Below are 21921 nucleotides of genomic sequence, written 5' to 3' on the forward strand. Positions count from 1 at the left end.
TGACAACGGTTTGACCGGACTGTCCTTCTCTCCTTTTTAAGGAGAGATCCCGGTTTGACCGGGAGAGAGATTAAAGACTGATATGACAAGCATATACTTGTGCTACCTATTGCTACTTCACGACTATACTGTTGGTGGAGAAACTAACAAACGCAGTTAGTGCGTTGCTGGTATCCGTATCGGTAAGACTATAGAGACACAAGCGATTCCCAATACTCTAAAATAAGACCCAAAACTCGCGTTAAATAAAAAGAGCTGGTAAACATCAATTTACCAGCTCTTCTATTGAATTTAACTTCTTCCTTAATTATTCTCCTTTTTCCAGGAATGGATATCTGTAATCTGTATCCGGATTAAATGTTTCTTTGATCGTACGTGGAGAGACCCAACGTAACAAATTAATCATCGAACCGGCTTTATCATTCGTACCCGAACCTCTGGCGCCACCGAAAGGCTGCTGACCAACTACTGCACCTGTACATTTATCATTTACATAAAAGTTACCTGCAGCATTGCGTAAAGCATGAGTAGCTTGTGTAATTGCATAACGATCCTGTGCAATTACAGATCCTGTAAGCGCATAAATAGATGTTTTATCGACCAGCTCTAAAGTTTCCTCCCACTTTTCATCTTCGTATACATACACAGTCAATACCGGACCAAACAGCTCTTCAGATAATGTCTCGTAGTCAGGTGTATTTGCTACGATAACTGTCGGATGGATAAAGTATCCTTTTGACTTATCATATGTACCTCCTACTATGATTTCTGCATCAGCAGAATCTTTAGCACGTTCAATGTATTTAGCCAATTTATCAAATGATTTTTCATCAATAACGGCGTTGATAAAGTTTGTAAAATCTTCTGTACCTCCGATAGTGAATGACTGAATATCAGCAATCATTGATTTCTTTAATTCAGGCCATAATGATTTTGGAATATATACACGGGATGCTGCTGAACATTTTTGTCCCTGATATTCAAATGCGCCACGTACTATAGCTGTATTGGTAACTTTCAGATCTGCAGAAGGGTGTACCAGGATAAAATCTTTACCGCCGGTCTCTCCTACGATACGAGGATATGTTTTGTATAAGTGAATGTTTTCACCGATAGTTTTCCAGATATTCTGAAATACTCCTGTAGAACCTGTAAAGTGGATACCTGCGAAATCAGGATGTTTGAAAATGATATCTCCCGCATCCGGACCGGAAACAAATACAAGATTAATAACTCCGTCCGGAAGACCTGCTTCTCTGAAGATCTCCATCAATACATTTGCAGAATAGATCTGTGTATTGGAAGGCTTCCATACAACCACATTTCCCATCATAGCAACACATGAAGGCAAATTACCTGCAATAGCCGTAAAGTTGAATGGAGTCAAAGCAAATACGAACCCTTCCAGAGGCCGCTGCTCAAGACGGTTCCATACACCTTTTCCGGATACAGGAGGCTGCTGAGCATAGATCTCACTCATATATTGTACATTGAAACGTAGAAAATCTACAATCTCACATGCAGAATCAATCTCTGCCTGATACGGGTTTTTAGATTGACCCAACATTGTAGCTGCATTCAGCTTATAGCGGTATTTACCTGCAATCAGATCAGCAGCTTTTAAGAAAATAGCAGCACGATCTTCCCATGCCAGGTTTTCCCAATCTTTCTTAGCAGCCAGAGCAGCATTGATGGCATCCGTAACATGCGTCTTGGTACCTTCACTATATTGTCCTAATACATGCTGATGATCATGCGGCGGAGTGATATTGTTTTTTTTATCCGTACGGATTTCTTTCCCTCCGATAAACATCGGGACATCTATGTGTTTTGAACGCGCTTCTTCAATAGCTGCTTTCAATAATTTACGCTCATTACTTCCAACAGCGTAAGTATATACCGGTTCATTAACAGGAACAGGAACTTTGAAAAATCCTTTTAACATAAGTATTTAATTTTATTCAGTAACGTACTGATTTACACTATAAAATTACAGCAAAAACTATGGACTGTCAACCTTTAAGGCATATGCTTAAGGTTAGTGGAGAAAATGTGTTTAAACTTTTCCAATTTCGGTTTAATGACATACTGACAATAGGCTTCGTCTGGATTGTTTGCATAATAATTCTGATGATAATCTTCTGCTTTATAAAACACTTTGAAAGGTTCAACCTGTGTAACGATCGGTTTATCATAAAGCTTTTCATCGGTCATTTTTCGGATATAGTACCGCACTTTATCCAACTGGATTTTATTATGTACAAATATCGCAGAGCGATATTGCTCTCCTACGTCATTGCCCTGACGATTGAGCTGAGTTGGATCATGTGCAAGAAAAAATCCTTGTAAAAGCTGATCATAGGACACCATACGGGGATTATACACCACCTGTATCACTTCTGCATGACCTGTACCTCCCAATGACACCTGAGTATACGTCGGATCTTTAACGTGTCCTCCACTAAAACCGGACAGCACCTGTTCTACACCTTTTAATTCCTTAAACTGTGCTTCGATACACCAGAAGCATCCTGCAGCAAAAGTAGCTGTATCATGTTCGCTGTTTCGGGGTTGAGAAGGAAGGTGCTCAAAAGATATTTTTTCAGTTTTAGGTGAATGACAACCTGCAAACAATGTGGTCAACAACACAATCAGCAAAATATATTTACTTACACTTTTTATCTTCATGGCCATAAGTATAAAAAAAGCGATGGAGATCCTCCATCGCTTTACTTGAGTCGCTGTTCAGCGAAATTATTTTTTAGCTGCAGCGTATCTTTCAGCGACAGCATCCCAATTAATCACATTGAAAATTGCTTCCAGATAGGCCGGGCGTTTGTTTTGATATTTTAAGTAGTAAGCATGTTCCCACACATCTATACCCAATACCGGAGTTCCTTTTACTTCAGCAACATCCATTAAAGGGTTATCCTGATTTGGTGTAGAAGTAACTGCTAATTTGCCATCGGCACCTACGATCAACCATGACCAACCGGAACCGAAACGTCCTGCACCTGCTTCCTGAAGTTTTTTCTTTAATTCATCAAATGAACCAAATGCCTCATCGATTGCAGCAGCAAGCTCGCCTGTAGGCTGGCCACCTGCATTTGCACCTAACACGCTCCAAAACAAACCGTGGTTAAAGTGACCACCACCATTGTTACGCACTGCAGGGCTATATTTAGAAACATTTTTTACAATTTCTTCTAATGATAAATTCTCAGCATCTGTTCCTGCAATAGCTTTGTTCAAATTGTCAACATACGCCTGATGGTGTCTGTCATGGTGTATTTCCATGGTTTCCTTGTCAATATGTGGTTCTAATGCGTCCGATGCGTATGGTAACGCTTCTAATTGAAATGCCATAATATTTATAAATTTAATAGTTTAATACTTTACTTGATTTGTATACAAATATAACGTTTAGATTGAGGATATGTTTTGATTACTGACAAGAAATGAGATTTGTATTATCTTTTCTGACGAAAAAATGATGTAATCAATTCTGCACATTCTTCCTGCAGTACGCCGGATATAATTTCCGTCTTCGGATGGAATAATTTACCATATCTGGAAGCGCCCCTTTTTTCATCAGGAGCTCCGTAAACAATGCGTGACACCTGCGTCCAGTAGGATGCACCTGCACACATCACACAGGGTTCTACAGTGACATATAAGGTGCAATCTTTCAGATATTTACCACCCAGATAACTGGATGCTGCTGTGAAAGCCTGCATTTCGGCATGCGCAGTCACATCATTAAGACGTTCTGTCAGATTATATCCCTTCCCTATAATCTTTCCCTGACTAACAATGACTGCACCTATCGGGACTTCATCTTCTTCATACGCTTTCTTTGCCAGAGTCAAAGCAGCCTTCATATAAAACTCATCAGGATCAATGTTACTGCTCTCTTCAAAATTAATATATCTCATATCTGATTTACTAACACAACCTCGATCCGTTAGGCAACGGACGCTCAACAGCAGTCAATACTATATCTCCATTCTCATCTGCAAATCCTGTTACCAGACACTCCGACATAAAATTAGCGATTTGCTTCTTCGGAAAATTGATCACCGCCACGACTTGCCTGCCGATCAGACTCTCCTTAGTATAATGTACTGTAATCTGTGCACTGGATTTACGAATACCGATCTCTTCTCCAAAATCTACGACCAATTGATAAGCCGGTTTTTTGGCTTTCGGAAAATCCACAGCTTCGAGAATTGTTCCTACTCTTAAATCAACTTTTTCAAAGTCTGCCCAACTAATCTCTTCCATACTTACAAACGATTACTCGTTAAGTCTTCCAGCTCTTTTCCCAATGTAAACAGTATATAATCCGTATTTCGACGTATACGCTTAGCCAGTCGCTGTACTAACTCCTCCTCCTGTCCTTCTCTGTACAGAAGATCTTCCTGCGTCAAACTATTATATTTTCTTTTTAACTTTACCTTTAGGATTTCCCAATCGGAATCACTTATTTTGATAGCTGCCATTTTTGGTTTAAAATTTGTACGTAGATTGAAAAGTAATAAAAATTAAAATTATAACAAAAAATACATTTTTTATGAAAAAGTTTATACTCAGTTTAGTTGCCTCTATGATGTTAGTCGTTTCAGCAAATGCTCAGCTGATCCCAAGTTTAAAGTTCGGGGTTAAGGGAGCGCTGAATTTCTCCAGTCTGAAATCTGAAGGCAAGTGGCTTAATTCGGATACAAAAACAGGTTATCAGGCAGGTTTGTGGGCCAGAGTTGGTGCCGCAGGATTTCATGTTCAGCCGGAGGCTTATTTCACCGGAAAGAAAATAAAAGGTGAATACCAGACAGAAAATGGTTCTACAGAAAACGGAACTTTTGATCTGACTACCATTGATGTACCTGTATTGTTAGGTACACGTGTCGGATTAGGTCCTATCGGCGTAAGATTCCAGGCAGGCCCTGTTTTCGCATTCAAAGTAAGTGAAGGCGGATCATTGAGTAAATACACTGACTTTGCGAATTACAAAAAAGCATCAACAGGTATTATCGGTGGTATAGGTGCTGATATAAGTAAGTTCACTGTAGACCTTCGTTACGAACATGGATTGTCCAGTCTTAGTGACAACAAAGACAAGATCAAAATGTGGTCAATTGGTGTAGGATACAATTTCTTATAGAAAAAACAAAGGTCTTAGTACCTCAAAAACGATAATAAAAGCCCGGAAAACCGGGCTTTTATTATTTACAAACTTAGAACAATTCTAAATTAGTACTTTTTACGTTCTTGCTTACATTTTTATGACGCAAATAGATAGTTTTGCGTATTAAATCAAAATACAAGGACAATGAGTAAATCAAAGCCAGTTTTAAGTTCTTCGTTGGGGAAGAAACTGATCATGAGCTTAACAGGACTTTTCCTATGTACGTTTTTGATCGTCCATTTGATCGGAAACCTACAACTGTTTAAGAGTGATGAAGGTCTTGCGTTTAACCAATACGCATACACCATGACCCATTTTGCACCTATTAAAGTAGTTTCTTATTTACTTTATGCTTCTATCATTATCCATGCTATTTATGCATTGGTACTGACGTTGAAAAATAAAGCAGCCCGCCCGATTGGATACGCAAAGTACGATGGAGCAGCTAACAGTGCGTGGAATTCCAGAAACATGGGAATTTTAGGAACAGTATTATTGGTATTTATCGCTACGCACATGGCAAACTTCTGGTGGAAATATCACAATGATCAGACTCCTTATATAGAATATAAAACAGATCTGGCCACCAATGTGACCACCTCAAAAGAACTAAGTCAGTCTGAATTCACTGATTTCCGTATAGAAGTCAAAGATGGCGTACAGACTATACAGGCACGTGACCTGTACAAACAGGTAGATTATGCTTTCCAAAATGTATGGTTAGTATTATTATATGTAGTAGCAATGGCCGCATTGTCTTTTCACCTGATACATGGTTTCCAATCGGCTTTTCAGACCGTTGGATTCAATCACAGAAAATATATTCCGATTGTTAGATTTTTAGGTATTTGGGTATTTGGTGTACTTATCCCTATTGGATTCGCAGCCATGCCTTTATATTTTTTCTTTGCTAAATAAACTATTTTAAGATAAGAGCGAAAGCAAACATCTATCAAAATAAAATAAAGAGATATGTTAGATTCAAAAGTACCAGCGGGTCCTTTAGCCCAAAAATGGTCAAATCATAAATTCAATCTTAAGTTAGTTAACCCTGCTAACAAACGTAAATTCACGATTATCGTTGTTGGTACAGGATTAGCAGGAGCTTCTGCTGCTGCTTCATTAGCTGAGTTGGGATATAACGTAAAAGCATTCTGCTATCAGGATTCTCCACGTCGTGCACACTCTATCGCAGCACAGGGAGGTATCAACGCAGCAAAAAATTATCAAAACGATGGTGACTCTGTTTACCGTCTGTTCTACGATACAATCAAAGGTGGTGACTACCGTGCACGTGAGGCAAACGTATACCGCCTCGCTGAAGTTTCAGTAAATATTATCGACCAATGTGTGGCTCAGGGAGTTCCATTTGCCCGTGAATACGGAGGTTTGTTAGACAATCGTTCATTTGGTGGCGCGCAGGTATCCCGTACCTTCTATGCACGCGGTCAGACCGGACAACAATTATTATTAGGTGCTTATTCTGCATTAAACCGTCAGATCAAAAAGGGCAAAGTTGAAATGTTCAACCGTCATGAGATGCTGGATGTAGTAAAAGTGGATGGTCATGCTAAAGGTATTATCACCCGTGATCTGGTAACAGGAGCTATTGAGTCTCATGCAGGACACGCTGTATTATTGTGTACAGGAGGTTACGGTAACGTATTCTTCTTGTCTACAAATGCTATGGGTTGTAATGTAACTGCAGCATGGAGAGCACACAAACGTGGCGCATACTTCGCTAACCCTTGTTACACACAGATTCACCCTACATGTATTCCTGTAACCGGAGATCATCAGTCTAAACTGACATTAATGTCGGAGTCACTGCGTAATGATGGCCGTGTATGGGTACCTAAAACTCAGGAATTATCGGCTAAACTTCGTAACGGAGAATTAAAAGCAGCTGACATTAAGGAAGAGGACAGAGATTACTTCCTGGAAAGAAAATACCCTTCATTCGGTAACCTTGTTCCTCGTGACGTTGCATCCCGTAATGCTAAAGAAGCGGTAGATGATGGTCGTGGTGTTGGTAAATCCGGAGTAGCAGTATTCCTTGATTTTGCGGATGCGATCAAACGTCTTGGTGAAGACACTGTACGTGCCAAATATGGAAACTTATTTGACATGTACTATCAGATCACTGATGAGAATCCATATAAACAGCCAATGCGTATCTACCCTGCTGTTCACTATACAATGGGTGGTATATGGGTAGATTATAACCTGATGACCACTATCCCGGGATTGTATGCATTAGGAGAATGTAATTTCTCTGATCACGGAGCAAACAGATTAGGGGCATCTGCATTAATGCAGGGTCTTGCTGATGGTTACTTTGTAATTCCTTATACTGTGGGTGATTACCTTTCAGGATTAGGTTTTGCACCGGTAGACAACAAGCGTCCGGAATTTGAGCAAGCCAGACAAGAGGTGGAAGCTAAAACCAAACAGTTGCTTTCGCTGAAAGGAACAAAAACTGTAGATGACATCCACAAAGAACTGGGTAAAATCATGTGGGAATACTGTGGTATGGCTCGTACAGCAGAAGGACTGACAAAAGCAAAAGGATTGATCCAGGAGCTTAAAAAAGAATTCTGGTCTAATGTTACTGTACTGGGAGAGAATGAAGAGCTGAACCTGTCTCTAGAAAAAGCCGGCCGTGTTGCTGACTTTATAGAACTGGGTGAACTGATGGTAGACGATGCTTTCAACCGCTCAGAATCATGTGGAGGTCACTTCCGTCTGGAAAGTCAGACTGAAGAAGGTGAAGCGAAACGTAATGATGAAGAATTCACTTATGTTTCTGCCTGGGAATTCAAAGGCGAAAACCAGCCAGAGGTTCTTCACAAAGAAGAGTTAATTTTCGAGAATGTTAAATTAACACAAAGAAGTTATAAATAGTAGATATAGCGGACGGCACAACCGTTCGCTATTCATTACTTAAAAATATTGTCATGAGTGCACATATGAATTTAACGCTGAAGGTATGGCGTCAGAAAAATGATAAACAAAAAGGTCAGTTCGTAACCTATCAGGCAAATAATATCGCTGACGATATGTCTTTCTTGGAAATGCTTGACATTGTTAACGAAGAATTAACCCGTAAAGGTGAAGATCCTATTTATTTTGACCATGACTGTCGCGAAGGAATTTGCGGAATGTGTTCATTGGTTATTAATGGTCGGCCTCACGGTCCTAAACAAGGGACAACAACTTGTCAATTGCACATGCGTAGTTTCCATGACGGACAAACAATCGTCATCGAACCATGGCGTGCAGCTGCATTCCCTGTATTGAAAGATCTTGCAGTAGACCGGACTGCATTTGACCGTATCCAGCAAGCCGGAGGATATGTAAATGTCAATACCGGAGGTGTACCGGATGCGAATGCAATCCTTATTCCTAAAAGAATTGCGGATGAAGCATTTGAGTCTGCAACCTGTATCGGATGCGGAGCTTGTGTTGCTGCCTGTAAAAATGCATCAGCAATGCTTTTCGTTTCTGCAAAAGTTTCTCAGTTTGCATTGTTACCACAAGGTCAGACAGAACGTTATGAACGCGCTCAGGCTATGGTAGATCAAATGGATGCTGAAGGATTCGGTAACTGTACCAACACAGGAGCTTGTGAAGCAGAATGTCCTGTAGGTATCAAACTGACAAATATCGCACGATTAAATCGTGAGTATTTAACAGCAAAATTATTCAGAGAAGAAGATATTCACAACTAGAATTCCTTTTCAGATAAAATACACAAGTCCTCACATAAAAGTATGTGGGGACTTTTTTTTATATTTACTTACGTAAATCTTTTATAGCTGTGCAATTAACGACGAAAATACGTATACTCCTTCTTATTCTTACCATCTCCTTCATGGGCACAGCCCTCACGATACATCTTACTATTACGGACAAAGATATGTTGGAGCTGGATAAAAATGAGCTTACCGCCAATATCCACAAAAAAGAAAGTATCATTGAGGATCTGTTTGCAGATTCCACCATAATGAAGACATTTAAGAATGTGGAACAGTTTCCTCTGCAATCGGCAGATATACTGGAAAAATTTGCATCCGAAAAAGGCGTATTCCTCTATTTATATAAAGACAGTAAACCTGTACTCTGGAGTACGGATGTCTATGTACCTGTTACAGATGCAGGACTCAAGTCAAATACGACTTACATGATCGAAAATAACCGGTCCTTTGTCGTAAAAAAGAAAACTGTAGGCGATGTCAATATACTTGCTCTTGTCCTCGTCAAGCGCTTATTCAACAGTAATAATGAGTACCTGAAAAACACCTTCAATAAACAGCTTATAGACGACTCTAATCTGGAGATAGCAGACTATACAGATATACAGAACATACAGAATGTTTATAGCAAGGATGGAACCTATTTATTCTCTGTAAAACTAAAAAGCGGAAAACATGATAATGTATTTATCTTTCTGCAATTTATTTGCTGGGTATCTGCGATGTTCTGTTTTATTATCCTTACCCATAATATCTGTCTGAATCTGGCTAAAAAAGGGTTTGCCTGGCTTGGGGTTTTTATATTTGTATCGGTACTCGCGTCCTTGCGTTTCATCGATCTGCAGAGTAACTGGCTGGCCATGCACTCCAGCCTGGGAATATTCGACCCGAAATACTATGCGTATAATTCCGTTTTTCCAAACTTGTGGGCACTTACATTAACCAATCTGAGTTGCCTCTGGTGCCTCGCATTTATACATTCTGTATCGGACAAACTGATTCTGCCGCCTCAGCTGAAAAAGAAGATTATTCCTTATCTGATATCCGGTCTTCTTGTATTCAGTATATACTTTTTTTACAATCTGCTGTTTCAGCATCTGGGCAGTCTGATCACGCATACCTCTATAGTGAGTTATGATTTCTCAAAAATAGCGGATTTAAGTAAATACAGTTGGTTAAATCTGTTTAACCTCTGTCTGGCGATACTTTCTCTATTCTTTTATATTGATATTCTTTTGCGGCTTATTGATCAGCTGTTCGAGCAGGTCAGTATCAAGCTAAACATCCAACTGGCTGTATTAATTTTTTCGATGATCGTATACGCGCTGTTGGGAGAAAACAGTATAAATAATGTTCTGCTTGGTATCCTGATACTGCTTATTTTCCTGAGAAAATATGCTTTGGGGCAGTACCGCTTTTCCTTCTATATTGTCATACTTGTTATTGTTGCACTCTTCTCTTCTATTAATCATGATAAATACATGAAAATAAAAAAGCTGGAGAGTATGAAGTTGGTACTTAGTAATCTGGAAGCAGAAGATGATACCAATGCCATTTCCTTATTTATGGATATTGAGAAATCCATGAAAAACGATGAGCAACTGCAACACTTATTTCGACTTTCTGCAAATCAGCAGAATGCAATTGAAATAACAGACTTCATTAAGAAAAAATACCTGAGCGGATACCTTTCCAAATTTGATTTTAACGGATATTACTATGCAAACAATATCCCTCTCGACAATTACTCTAATAATAAATTTGAAGAGTACAGAGAGAAGGTCATCAACAATTCTATCAAAGTAACAGAGAGCTTCTATCGTGTGAAAAGTGAGCTGGGTACACATGAATACTTCATGACCTTAAATCTGCCATTGGGGGACAATACTACCGCTAATATCTTCTTAAATCTCAAGAACAGAGCTTTCAGTTATATCCTGCCTTACCCGGAGATTTTGTCGGACAGCCGTACCACTTCATTACAGCAGGAGTCTTTTCTGAATAATTCTTTTGCACTGTATAAAGATAAGCAGCTGGTAACTCAATATGGTAAATACACGTATCCCAGCGCCGATAATAAATTCCCTGACAAAGTAGGCAAGTTTATAGAGATCGACGAACCGGGAGATTATTTTCACCTTATGTATCGCCCGGATAGCCATACGACACTGGTAATCAGTCGGGCCAACCAGAATTTCTATGACTATCTGGCTGTTACCTGTTTCTTTTTTGTGCTTCTGTTTGTATTCTTTAGTGTTGTCGATATTGTGATCTATCTGATACAGACGATGACCCAGAAATCATTCAGGCTGAAGAGTATTAAATATCATTTTATGATCCTTAAAAATACAATTCAGTACAGTACAAGGATTCAGACCATATTTATCGTATCCATCATATTCGCGATCCTCATATCTGGTGCATTGGCTTTCTACAATATTAACTCGAGACTGAGCCATGAAAGAGAAAATAACCGCATAAAATATATTGCTGAAGTCTCCAGGAAACTGGAGAATATGATGAACTCTGCAGAGAGTATGAATAGTAAGGAAACAGTAGAGTCTTATCTGAATATTCTGTCGCAAGCCATGACCACCGATTTTACCTTGTTCAATCGTAACGGAAGGCTCATCTATTCATCCCAGCCGAAGATCTATGACTTAAAGCTCTTCTCCACATTTATTAACCCTACAGCTTACAAAAAACTATCATTAATCAAAAAGACAGAGACCATAGAACCAGAGAAGGTCGGTGATTTTGAATTCTCTTCCAGCTATGCAAGTATCCGTAATGCTGATTATCAAATCGCCTATTACCTGAATATCCCTTATTTTGCATCTAAAAAGGAAGAAAGTACCAGTATCAATCTGTTGCTCAATACGCTGATCAATATCTACACCATTATTATTATTGCATTCGGCTTCTTTGCGGTATATATTTCCAATAAGATTACTGCTCCTTTGGTGATGATCGGTAAGAAATTGTCACAGACAAATGTCGGTAAACAGAATGAACCACTCTTCTGGCAACGTAATGATGAAGTAGGTGCTTTGGTTAAAGAATACAACTTTATGCTGATCAAACTGGAGGAAAACTCCAAAAAGCTGATGGGCATAGAACGGGAGGCTGCATGGAGAGAGATGGCCAAACAGATCGCTCATGAAATCAAAAATCCGCTGACTCCAATGAAACTTGGAATTCAGCAATTGTCCCGATCTTATAAGGAAAATGATCCACGCTTTGAGGAACGCTTTAATCGGATCTCTACCTCCTTTATCGAACAGATAGACAGCTTATCGCATATTGCCAGTGAATTTTCAGCATTTGCCAAGCTTCCGGATACCCGGTTTGAAAAGGTGGATATTATTCAAAAGATCAACAAATCCGTTTCATTTTACAGCACAAATACACAGGCTAAGATTATCGTTACAAATCATGCTGATTCTAATGAAATATTCGTGTTGGGTGATAAAGATCAGTTATTAAGAACTTTTAATAATCTCATCAAGAACGCAATTGAAGCCGGTCTGGGTCGCAGAAAACTCAAAATAGACTTTGATATCTATGCTAATCCGAATGAAATGGTGGAAATACATATCACAGATAATGGGAACGGAATATCGGATGAAGCACTACCCAAGATTTTCCAGGCTAACTTTACAACCAAGAGTTCAGGAACCGGCCTGGGTCTCGCTTTCGTTAAACAAACCATTGAAGGTATGCGGGGAACCATAGATTTCAAAACTACAGCTGGAAAGGGAACAGTATTTATTATACATATCCCATTTTACCATACAATGATTAAAGATATCTAACCGTTACAACGTTGTTAGTTACCTGTTTAACAAACAAAAAGGGTTTTGTAGTGATACAAAACCCTTTTATTGTTTAGTTTAGTTTGTACTAAGATCTTATTACTTCAGTATTACACTGGATCTGCCCATTATAGCATTGTCAGCATATAGCAATATGGTATAAGCACCTTTAGCAAAATCTTTACCCTCTTCCTGCCACAAAAACTTATACTCTTCTCCATTGTTTGTAAAGTTGATACTTTCCTTAAATGTGTACTGAAGTTTCTCTCCGTGTACATAGAAAATGTCGTTTGACTGTGCAATAAGATTACCCTGAGGATTAATAATTCTTACAAATATTTCCTTTGCACCTGTCTTAGCCAACGTATTATCTGCTATTGTAAAATTAATCTCCAACTTATCTACACGCTTAGCTCTTGTTTCCACTTCTACCCGTCCCTTTCTTTTTTCCTGAAGACCATTGATAGTAATGTTTGAAACTTTAACTGCAGAAGCAGTTGTTACTTTTTCTTTTAAGTCGGAATTATGTGCAGTCAGACCGCTAATTTTTGATTCTCCCTCTGAGACTTTGCTATTGAGAATTTCGTTCTCTTTTTTCAGCATTTCATTCTTTGCTTTCAGATCAGCTATATCTGTTTTCAGTCCGGATACATCTACTTTTAAGGAAGCCACTATTTTTCTTGCTTGATTGAGTTGTTCAGTAGTCAGCACATTTGCTTCTAATTCTTTACGCAGATCCGAAATAATTTTACGAGCCTGTAATTCGGATCTTTTCATCGCCTCACTCAAAGCAACATTCTCCTCATTCAGATTATCTAATTCTGCTTCTATTCTATCTATCTCAATCTGCAGACTTTCCTTCTGCACCGTTAGTGTATAAACCTTCTCACCGGAAGACCTGAACTTTACATAGAAATAGATATTAGTTGCCAGCAAAGCAGCGATTGCGATTATAAAAAAATAAATCTTTGAACTATCTCTTTTTCTTTGTCCCTCTTTTTCCTTTTCCCTTACTTCATCTACCATTTCCATAATTATTAATTACCATTCATTTCTGCTTTCATAGATGGATGATTTGCATCTTTGACAACAGCAAAAAATGTTCCAATTTAGGCCATCAAAACAAAAAATATATGTTACAACACAATAAACAATAAATTTAATCTCCCACTGCCATTTTTTCTTTTCTGCACTGACAACTTACAAAACAGTCTTCCGGCACAAATAGCAGACAGTAAAGCACAAAAAAACGCAGGCCATGTAGCCTGCGTTCCATGTATTATTATCTGTTATCAGCTATTTATCTTACAGCTTTTGAAAAGTTGAAGACTAAATAACCTGTACCATTGTCTAAATCAACAGGCATTTTCATCACTAGTTTCTCTCCGTCGGAGAAAGATAAGTCCATACGGTATCCTGTTGTAACATTTCTTGCCTTATCTCCTGAATATATTTTTTTGAACTGAAATTGCGGCTGACCACCCATTTTTCCTGGATTATAGATTGACCATACAATATTACGTACAGCTCCTTTAGCACACAATGTACCTTCTGCGGTAAATTCTATACTTCCTTTACCATTCGATGGAAAATTCCACACACTTCCTTCAAAGCACTCTGCAGGAGCTTCCTCAAAAACAGTTTTAATGGTATAGGCTGCAGGGATGTTCTCACGGGTAATAGTATTAAGAATCCATGTACCTTTTACACCACCTTTCCACTCAGAGGCACTCGGTCCGTCATTTACTTCTGTACTGGAAGAGTTTGAGCTACCTGAAGAAGACGTAGTCTTTCTCTGTGCTCCACACGATGAAAACAAGAAAACACCTGCTAGAATCGCTACGAAAGTCAAAATATGTTTACGCATAGTTTAAGAATTATATAAATCAATCTTTGTATGTTTGCAAATATACAAATTACAAAACCATGAACGAGCATTCCAAAAATCATACCACAAGCAAATTGGTTGCAAAAGTTTTATTGCGATTGTTCATAATCATTCTGGGACTTGCTGCGTTTCCATTTGTATCCGGAAAATCCCAACAACTGGACAAATCTTATGTATATTTTGAGCATAAATGGTTTTTGGTATTCCCTTTTTTACTTTTCGCCATATTCGTTGTTTTGCTGATAATAATGCTTAAAGAGAAGTATAAAAAAACAGATATCAACTGGCTCTTTTCACTTTCAGCATTAATGCTGATCGGATATCTGATTATGCTTTACACCCGAATTTATCCAATGTTTAACATGTAATCTCCTTTAAAGGACCTGAAGTTTTTATTACCTTTGAGCCGCTAATCTCTGAAAGTGATTAGTTTTACATACACATGAACAAAAAGAAGTACTGGAATATTCTTAAAAATATACTCAAAGTTGTTGTCACTATAGGAGCTTTATACTGGGTATTCAGCAAAGTCGATATAAAAGACCTGGTAGAAGCCATCCGCAATAGTAATCCGTTATTCTTATTTCTCGCATTTTTAGCCTTCCTCCTTTCTATCTTTATCTCTTCTTCCCGATTACTTAGTTTTCTAAAAGGAATAGGTCTGGACGTAAGTGAAAAATACAACTTCAAACTCTATCAGCTGGGCTTATTTTATAATCTCTTTCTGCCCGGAGGGATAGGAGGAGACGGATATAAGATCTATTTTCTCCGCAAAAAATTCAAAATCAAAGGCCGCAAATTACTGAGTGCCTTGTTTTTCGACCGTCTGAGCGGACTATGGGCGCTATGTCTGATTATATCTGCTCTGATTATGTTCATGCCTCAGCTGAAAATACCAAACGCACTTACAGCAGCATGTTTTATCTCGGGTACGATAGTCTATTATCTGGTAATATGGAAGTTTTTTCCGGATTTTAAGCCTCGGTTTTTCAGAACACATATCAAAGCGATAGGCGTACAGTCCATGCAGGTTGTGTCTGCGATAATGATCCTGTACGCACTGGGATTTGAAGGAAAATTCTCTCCTTATCTTTTTCTTTTCCTGGCTTCTTCTCTGGTAGCTATCATTCCTTTTTCAGTGGGAGGTCTGGGTATGCGTGAGATTGTGTATATGTGGGGAGCAAAGATCTTTTATCTGGATTCGCACCTTGCGGTATTGATCAGTTTATTATTTTATATTATTTCTGCTTTAGTTTCAGTGTCCGGTGCTTATTATGTCTTCAACCCCAAAGGTCTGGGAGAAGAAAAGTTACCATCCCCAGAAGAGGTTGAACAAAGCAGAATAGAAGAAGATTAAATTATTATGGCAAATATAGTTATAACAGGAGCGAGCAGCGGAATCGGATTTGAAGCAGTCCTCGATCTGACAGCAAATAAAGAGAATAACGTCATCGCTTTAGCAAGATCTGCAGATAAACTCAGAAAATTACATGAAATTGCTTCTTCTCTAAATTACGATGGTGGAAAACTGTATCCGGCTCAATTCGACATTGTATATGATAATTACCCGGAAATATTGGTCCCGTTCATTCAGTCTAAGTTTGATAGTGTAGATATTCTGATCAATAATGCCGGAGCATTGGTCTACAAGCCTTTTCTGGAAACCAGTGCGGAAGACTTTGCGACAATGCTTCAGACCAATGTATTGGGGCATGTAAATATGATACGACATGTAGCGCCTTTGATGAAAAACGGAGGGCATATCGTCAATATAAGCAGTATGGGAGGATTTCAGGGTTCCGTAAAATTCCCGGGACTGTCTGCCTATTCAGCAAGTAAAGGCGCTCTGGGGGTATTGACAGAATGTCTGGCAGAAGAGTTTAAGGAGCAGGGTATCAAAGTAAACTGCCTCGCACTTGGATCATCCCAGACCGAAATGTTTGAGACAGCCTTTCCTGGTGTAGAAGCAGGTACACTAGCTTTTGAAATGGGTAGATATATTGCTGAATTCGCACAAAACGGAAGCAAGTATTATAACGGTAAAATATTACCCGTATCCAATACGACTCCATAATAAGAGCATATATAATAAAACAAAAAGCCAGACGATTATGTCTGGCTTTTTGTTTGAATTACATCAGAGACCGATATGCTCTGATTTATTTGATTTTGGTCCGTCTTTCTCCGAAGACTTAGCATTATCTTTTGCATAATGCCAGGTTATTTTATCTTCAAAAGCTTTACCGTCTTTCAGCCCCTTGACTTCTACAATATTTTGTCCTTCTTTTAATTTTACCTGTTCAAAAATATAGTGAACATCTGTATATCCTTTTCTGAAGGTTTTAATTTCCTCGCCATTGACAAACAACTGCGGGGTACCGATGTTGGAATATACCGTAACAGGAGTAATCTGATTCCCTCTTTCCACCACTCTGCGCTGTGTCAGGTAAAGTACCGGTTCTTTACTCCAGTTGGCTTTATACCAGTAAAACGGATCTTTCTTCAATGCCCTGTCAAAAGTTACCATTCCTTTATAGTTTCGTGGCTCTACCTGAAAAGTGATTGGTGTAGCAAAATCAAACGTATTCCACAGATATGAGGCCACAAATACGGGATGTTTAGCTATTACACCCCAATGAATCTCATGAAATTTGGTTGAAAATTCTTCCGGGAAAAAGGCTGGATTAGACCATTGATTACCAATATCTCCTACTGCTTCCTGCTGATGCTTCGGATTAGCTTCAGCTCCATACTCTGAAAAAATAATTTTATAGCCTGCAAAATCCTTCGTAATCTTATCTGCCCATTGCTCGACATCCTGTATTTTACCATTATACCAGCCGAAGTAATGGTTGATACCTTGTATATCTGCATTATTGTTAACAGGATGATCGATAACATTATATCCGCTCACCTGAACAGAATAACGATCCGGATCTTCTGTTTTTGCCAGATCATTCAACTTGGTCGTTAGTTCTATTGTATAAGCCTGCGGGCTGTAGACCTCATTGTGCAGCCCCCAGACGTAAATGGAAGGATGATTAAAATTCTGACGTATTAATTCTGTTAGTTGCTGTTTTGCGTTATTCTCTTCCTGAGTAGTCACACGGTTGACAAATGGTATCTCTGCCCAGATTATAAAGCCAATACTATCGCATTTGGCGTAGAAGTATTCAGATTGCTGATAATGTGCCAGACGGATAGTAGTAGCACCTATCTCTTTAATAATAGCGAGATCCTGATCATGATCAGCATTGGACAATGCCGATCCTTTGCCCCAGTGGTCCTGATGACGAGTCACACCATACATCGGAGTCTTAATACCATTCAGGTACATGCCGTCTCCTGCTTTTAGCTCAAAATGTCGCAAACCTAATGGCTGAATAACCTCATCAACAACTTTACCTGCCTGCACGACCTGAGTGACCAGTTTGTAAAGATAAGGGTCTTCCAAACCCTGCCATAGGTGCGGATTCCTGATAGCGATACGTTGTATTACCTGCTGTCTGCCCTGCGGCAATATTGTGTAAGGAGTGGTTTGTTTGGCTTTAACCGTACCGTTTTTTTCAAATACAGTTGTCACTACTTCTACTTTCTGGGCATCATGATTTTTGTTTTCCAACTTCACTTTTACCTCTACATCGGCAGATTTTTTCGAAACATTCTCCTGTCGTATGTAGATCCCCGGAGATGCGAAATCATTGACCGCTATATTGACTTTTTCCGTAACGATCAATGCAACCGGTCTATAGATACCGCCGTACATCGGAAACAAGGTATGATTAACCGGAATAACATCCGGACGTGCTTCATTATTTACTTTGACTAATATTTCGTTTTCCTGTCCATATTTCAACATATCCGTCAATTCCAACGTAAATGCGGAATACCCCCCGTTATGCCTGCCTACAATATTGTACTTACCATTTACAGTCGAATTACTGTAAACAATGTCATTCTTTTCTGCTGAAAATGAAACCGGGGCAGTATTGAGATAAACTTCTGTATTGGTATTAACACCTTCAAACCGGATAAATACACGCTTTCCTTTCCAGGAAGGATCAGCTTTAAATGCTTTTCTGTAATACGCATCACCTGTATAAAACTTGTCTTTCACAGTCTGCATATCTACAGCATTCCAGGTGTGAGGTACTGAAACGGCTTGCCATTTACCTGTGAATATATCAGCATATTGTAGCGGATCGGTTGTAAAAGGTCCTTTCTTAAATGACCATTCGTTATTAAACGGAATAACGTCCCGGGCAAAAGTGGCTTGTGAAAAAATTGTCAGCAAGAGCAGGCAATAGAAATGTTTCAGCTTCATCATTTTTAATATCAGTATATGTATTTATTAGGTTTTTCTCATATGGCTCATTCTATGCAATTGAGCCACATTCTTGACTAACAAATATAATCAACCCAACATCTATTCAAAAATAAAGCCGGCTAACCCGCTGTATGGGGATTTACATGTTATGAATGAAAAACTTGGTTACTTAATCTTAAGACACATATACAACGTTGTAGTAAAAAGATGTAATTTATCTATGTGTCACATCAATAATACAGTCATCAATTATGCGGGAACCTACTTCGTAACCTGTTTTAACCAGGAAAAAAGGTCTTTAAGAACATCCTCACTGAATGTTTCTTCCAGTTCCCCGTATTCATTTATTAATCCTGTATGTGCGTGTTGAAAAAGATGGTTAAGGTCAGGATACATTTTTATGAAATCCATCTTATGTTTATTGGCTTCCGAAATTTTATACACCGAATTGAGATTCTGTTCAGCCGGAACCTGCAAATCCTTTCCGCCATATACTGCGAATATAGGACATTTGACTGCTTTCAATACAGGAACGGGATCAAAACGGATGAAATACCTAAACCATTTGGATGTCAATTCAGAAAGCGCTTTATCATTGGCTGCAACATCCGCCAGTTGCTTCTTTACCTCTTCATCCGAAAGATTGCTTTTCAAAACTTTATATACACGATTATTGAGCACTTTTGCCTGTTGCAGCTTATCTTCAGACATGCCATAAGCTTTTCCAATGGCATAATTCTGCAAGACCATTAATGAATCTATTGCGATAGCAGGTCCCGCCAGCATAGCGATGAATGCAACATCTTTATCTTCAGATGCTAATAAAGGTGCGATCATACCTCCTTCACTATGTCCTATGACTCCTATCTTTCGGATATTGATATCTGTACGTATTCTCAGAAAATTGATTGCAGCACGGGCATCATTTGCAAAGTCACGTGTCGTAGATGTACCAAATGATCCGGTAGATGATCCTACTCCTCTGTCATCATAGCGCAGTACTGCAAATCCCCTGCGGGTCAGATAATCGGCAATCAGCTTAAAAGGTTTATGGCCAAACAGCTCGCTGTCCCGGTTCTGCGGTCCGCTTCCTGTTACCAGAACAACAGCCGGAAAATTCCGGCCCTTTGCTGGTAAGGTTAAAGTACCCGCCAATGTTACTTTGGATACCGGATTTTCAAAGGTCACATTTTCTTCTTTATAGGGGAAAGGACCTTCCGGCTCCTGCGGACGCTTAATCACGGTAACAGTATCCAGACTTCTGATCAAACGCAGCGGAATATTTCCCCCACCTTGTTGAAACAATCCTGTGATTACATTTTTGCTGAGCTCACCCTGAAATACTATTCCGGCAGAAGCCATCTTAAAGGCAACCTGATTCTTGTCGAATGATACCTCACTGAGCGGTAATCCTATTGCTCCTTGTCGGGGACTATCCATTTTTCCGGAAAATTTGCCATTGCTTTGGTGGATATGAAAGACCAAAGGAATTTCCTGACCTGAAGCATCCAGGGAACCTTTCCAGGTACCAATGATATTCTGCCCGAAAGCCACAGGTAAAATCGAAATAAAGAAAAGAGTATATATATACTTCATAATATTCATCAGAAATACGGAAAATAAAATTGTACAATCAAATCAGCTATTAAAAAAATAATCACAATAGCTCCATTGACAATTATCTTTTTATTATTCATTGCAACTTTCATACCCTGAATAAGTATGTAGAAATAATAGATCATTATCAACAACGAAAACAGGCCAATAAAAGTCACTAAAAACAGATCTGATTTCGAAACTGTTTCCAGCTTTATATCTCCAGCTGCAACTGCTTTGGTAATTTTTTCGGTAGCAGATTTGGATTTATCCAGTACAACAAGAACTGAGGTCAGATAAATAACTATTCTTGCGATCAAAACTGTATTGAGGACATCAATAAACCTTGTTTTTGCGTATATAATTTTCGCAAACAATAACAATATCACCGAAGGAAGTACCGTATTAACTAAATTATTAATAAACGGAAAATATAATGCTGTGCTTTCACCAAATCGTATATTAATAAAACCATTATACTTAATGTGGTAAAAATAGGCGAACAGACTTCCCAAAAAGTAAAAAATGACACCCGTAATAAATAATGATCTTTCAGAAAAATCATCAAAAGGTTTAAGAAATATTTTACCTGCTTTCATCTGCTTTTTTAGATTTTAGAAATTCATCCATAATTTTGCTTAGCTCCTCAGGACGCTGCGTCCCTATTAAGATCTGACTTCCATTCTTCAAGGCAATTTTAAGCCCGTATTTACCTTTTGTAGTATAGGCTATTCCGGCGGATGAAATCCGCATACCCCAGCCTCCATAATCTAAAATGGAGTATTTCACGACTTTATAAGTATGGATATCTTCAAACCTGTAGGTTTTATTCCATAAGAATGGTTTGAAGTCTACATATATTCCATTATCATTAATTTCTGTCCGCAACTTAATCACTACGAAAAATACGACCAAAGCCAACCAAATATAGAAGGGTACATAAGTCACAATTTCAGCGAGCATCCTGTACCAACTTTCCGGTAAAGACATAGATGCGCCAGATCTATATATAGGTATAAACAAGGCTATTAGAGATATCCACAACCACCATTGTGAAAAAGATTGCACTTCCTTAAACTTACTGCTCATATCCTAAACTTTTTATTTTTTGAATCAGATCATCTAACATATTACGTACAGTAGGATAACTCTTTCCCAGGTCTCTGGCCATATCTTTCAAACTGCCGGAATTATACAAAAATCCCAGTACGAATTCCTGCTCCTCAACGGTAAGATGCATAAGAACAGGAAGCGAAAATTTGCCAACAACTTCCGTTTCACACGCATCACAGACTAACTTGGACACTTTAAGCTTGGCATCACAACTGGGACAGGTAACAGGTATTTTTTTCATT

The 21921-nt window shown here is 38.7% G+C and carries 21 protein-coding genes; 8 read left to right on the forward strand and 13 right to left on the reverse strand.

Annotated elements, in window-relative coordinates:
• Window positions 1-307: 307 nt before the first annotated feature.
• The 6 genes from pruA to HMPREF0766_RS11690 all read right to left on the reverse strand — a co-directional run bounded on the left by pruA (window position 308) and on the right by HMPREF0766_RS11690 (window position 4502).
• A complete protein-coding gene (pruA, locus tag HMPREF0766_RS11665) occupies window positions 308-1945 on the reverse strand; it encodes an L-glutamate gamma-semialdehyde dehydrogenase (protein WP_002997346.1) in 1638 nt (545 codons plus the stop codon).
• A gap of 74 nt (window positions 1946-2019) precedes the next feature.
• Window positions 2020-2688, reverse strand: a complete 669-nt coding sequence (gene msrA, locus HMPREF0766_RS11670; protein ID WP_037460313.1) for a peptide-methionine (S)-S-oxide reductase MsrA — start codon at window positions 2686-2688, stop codon at window positions 2020-2022.
• A 66-nt stretch (window positions 2689-2754) separates the two neighbouring features.
• Entirely contained in the window at window positions 2755-3366 is a 612-nt protein-coding gene (locus HMPREF0766_RS11675; RefSeq protein ID WP_002997351.1) for a superoxide dismutase, read from the reverse strand.
• 104 nt (window positions 3367-3470) lie between these two features.
• The gene (locus HMPREF0766_RS11680) at window positions 3471-3935 is read right to left on the reverse strand and encodes a nucleoside deaminase (protein ID WP_002997354.1); all 465 of its coding nucleotides are present in this window, start codon (window positions 3933-3935) and stop codon (window positions 3471-3473) included.
• Between the two features lie 10 nt (window positions 3936-3945).
• The gene (locus HMPREF0766_RS11685) at window positions 3946-4284 is read right to left on the reverse strand and encodes a tRNA-binding protein (RefSeq protein WP_002997357.1); all 339 of its coding nucleotides are present in this window, start codon (window positions 4282-4284) and stop codon (window positions 3946-3948) included.
• A gap of 2 nt (window positions 4285-4286) precedes the next feature.
• Entirely contained in the window at window positions 4287-4502 is a 216-nt protein-coding gene (locus HMPREF0766_RS11690) for a hypothetical protein (protein WP_002997360.1), read from the reverse strand.
• 71 nt (window positions 4503-4573) lie between these two features.
• On the opposite strand from HMPREF0766_RS11690, the gene HMPREF0766_RS11695 reads away from it, so the two are divergent.
• From HMPREF0766_RS11695 to HMPREF0766_RS11715, 5 genes are all read left to right on the forward strand, one after another.
• Window positions 4574-5161, forward strand: a complete 588-nt coding sequence (locus HMPREF0766_RS11695) for a porin family protein (RefSeq protein WP_002997363.1) — start codon at window positions 4574-4576, stop codon at window positions 5159-5161.
• A gap of 168 nt (window positions 5162-5329) precedes the next feature.
• Window positions 5330-6103 (forward strand): succinate dehydrogenase cytochrome b subunit, encoded by a 774-nt coding sequence (locus tag HMPREF0766_RS11700; RefSeq protein WP_002997366.1) that lies wholly within the window; start codon window positions 5330-5332, stop codon window positions 6101-6103.
• A gap of 54 nt (window positions 6104-6157) precedes the next feature.
• Window positions 6158-8089: a fumarate reductase/succinate dehydrogenase flavoprotein subunit gene (locus HMPREF0766_RS11705; RefSeq protein WP_002997369.1), complete on the forward strand. Its 1932-nt coding sequence runs from the start codon at window positions 6158-6160 to the stop codon at window positions 8087-8089.
• 53 nt (window positions 8090-8142) lie between these two features.
• Complete coding sequence (locus HMPREF0766_RS11710; RefSeq protein ID WP_002997371.1) at window positions 8143-8916, forward strand: succinate dehydrogenase/fumarate reductase iron-sulfur subunit; 774 nt, start codon at window positions 8143-8145, stop codon at window positions 8914-8916.
• A gap of 89 nt (window positions 8917-9005) precedes the next feature.
• On the forward strand, window positions 9006-12755 hold the full coding sequence (locus HMPREF0766_RS11715) for a sensor histidine kinase (protein WP_236590648.1): 3750 nt from the start codon (window positions 9006-9008) through the stop codon (window positions 12753-12755).
• 99 nt (window positions 12756-12854) lie between these two features.
• Here HMPREF0766_RS11715 and HMPREF0766_RS11720 read toward each other — a convergent pair whose 3' ends face one another.
• Window positions 12855-13787 carry a hypothetical protein gene (locus HMPREF0766_RS11720; RefSeq protein ID WP_002997377.1) on the reverse strand — a complete coding sequence of 311 codons (933 nt, stop codon included), beginning with the start codon at window positions 13785-13787 and terminating at the stop codon, window positions 12855-12857.
• Window positions 13788-14055: 268 nt separating this feature from the next.
• On the reverse strand, window positions 14056-14622 hold the full coding sequence (locus HMPREF0766_RS11725; protein WP_002997379.1) for a lipocalin-like domain-containing protein: 567 nt from the start codon (window positions 14620-14622) through the stop codon (window positions 14056-14058).
• A gap of 59 nt (window positions 14623-14681) precedes the next feature.
• Here HMPREF0766_RS11725 and HMPREF0766_RS11730 point away from each other — a divergent pair, with 59 nt between their 5' ends.
• From HMPREF0766_RS11730 to HMPREF0766_RS11740, 3 genes are all read left to right on the forward strand, one after another.
• Window positions 14682-15011 (forward strand): hypothetical protein, encoded by a 330-nt coding sequence (locus HMPREF0766_RS11730; protein ID WP_002997384.1) that lies wholly within the window; start codon window positions 14682-14684, stop codon window positions 15009-15011.
• 74 nt (window positions 15012-15085) lie between these two features.
• Entirely contained in the window at window positions 15086-16000 is a 915-nt protein-coding gene (locus tag HMPREF0766_RS11735; protein ID WP_002997387.1) for a lysylphosphatidylglycerol synthase transmembrane domain-containing protein, read from the forward strand.
• A 6-nt stretch (window positions 16001-16006) separates the two neighbouring features.
• Window positions 16007-16717: an SDR family NAD(P)-dependent oxidoreductase gene (locus tag HMPREF0766_RS11740; RefSeq protein ID WP_002997390.1), complete on the forward strand. Its 711-nt coding sequence runs from the start codon at window positions 16007-16009 to the stop codon at window positions 16715-16717.
• 63 nt (window positions 16718-16780) lie between these two features.
• Here the strand turns inward: HMPREF0766_RS11740 and HMPREF0766_RS11745 are convergent, their stop codons facing one another.
• From HMPREF0766_RS11745 to HMPREF0766_RS11765, 5 genes are all read right to left on the reverse strand, one after another.
• Window positions 16781-18970 carry a glycoside hydrolase family 2 protein gene (locus tag HMPREF0766_RS11745; RefSeq protein ID WP_002997393.1) on the reverse strand — a complete coding sequence of 730 codons (2190 nt, stop codon included), beginning with the start codon at window positions 18968-18970 and terminating at the stop codon, window positions 16781-16783.
• Window positions 18971-19231: 261 nt separating this feature from the next.
• Window positions 19232-20566 (reverse strand): alpha/beta hydrolase family protein, encoded by a 1335-nt coding sequence (locus HMPREF0766_RS11750; protein ID WP_236590647.1) that lies wholly within the window; start codon window positions 20564-20566, stop codon window positions 19232-19234.
• A gap of 8 nt (window positions 20567-20574) precedes the next feature.
• Complete coding sequence (locus HMPREF0766_RS11755) at window positions 20575-21165, reverse strand: hypothetical protein (RefSeq protein WP_002997397.1); 591 nt, start codon at window positions 21163-21165, stop codon at window positions 20575-20577.
• Window positions 21152-21655 (reverse strand): hypothetical protein, encoded by a 504-nt coding sequence (locus HMPREF0766_RS11760; RefSeq protein WP_002997399.1) that lies wholly within the window; start codon window positions 21653-21655, stop codon window positions 21152-21154. The genes HMPREF0766_RS11755 and HMPREF0766_RS11760 overlap by 14 nt, the downstream gene beginning before the upstream one ends.
• On the reverse strand, window positions 21645-21920 hold the full coding sequence (locus HMPREF0766_RS11765; RefSeq protein ID WP_002997402.1) for a DUF2089 family protein: 276 nt from the start codon (window positions 21918-21920) through the stop codon (window positions 21645-21647). The genes HMPREF0766_RS11760 and HMPREF0766_RS11765 overlap by 11 nt, the downstream gene beginning before the upstream one ends.
• Window position 21921 lies beyond the last annotated feature (1 nt).

It is taken from the genome of Sphingobacterium spiritivorum ATCC 33861 (genome assembly GCF_000143765.1).
Classification (GTDB): domain Bacteria; phylum Bacteroidota; class Bacteroidia; order Sphingobacteriales; family Sphingobacteriaceae; genus Sphingobacterium; species Sphingobacterium spiritivorum.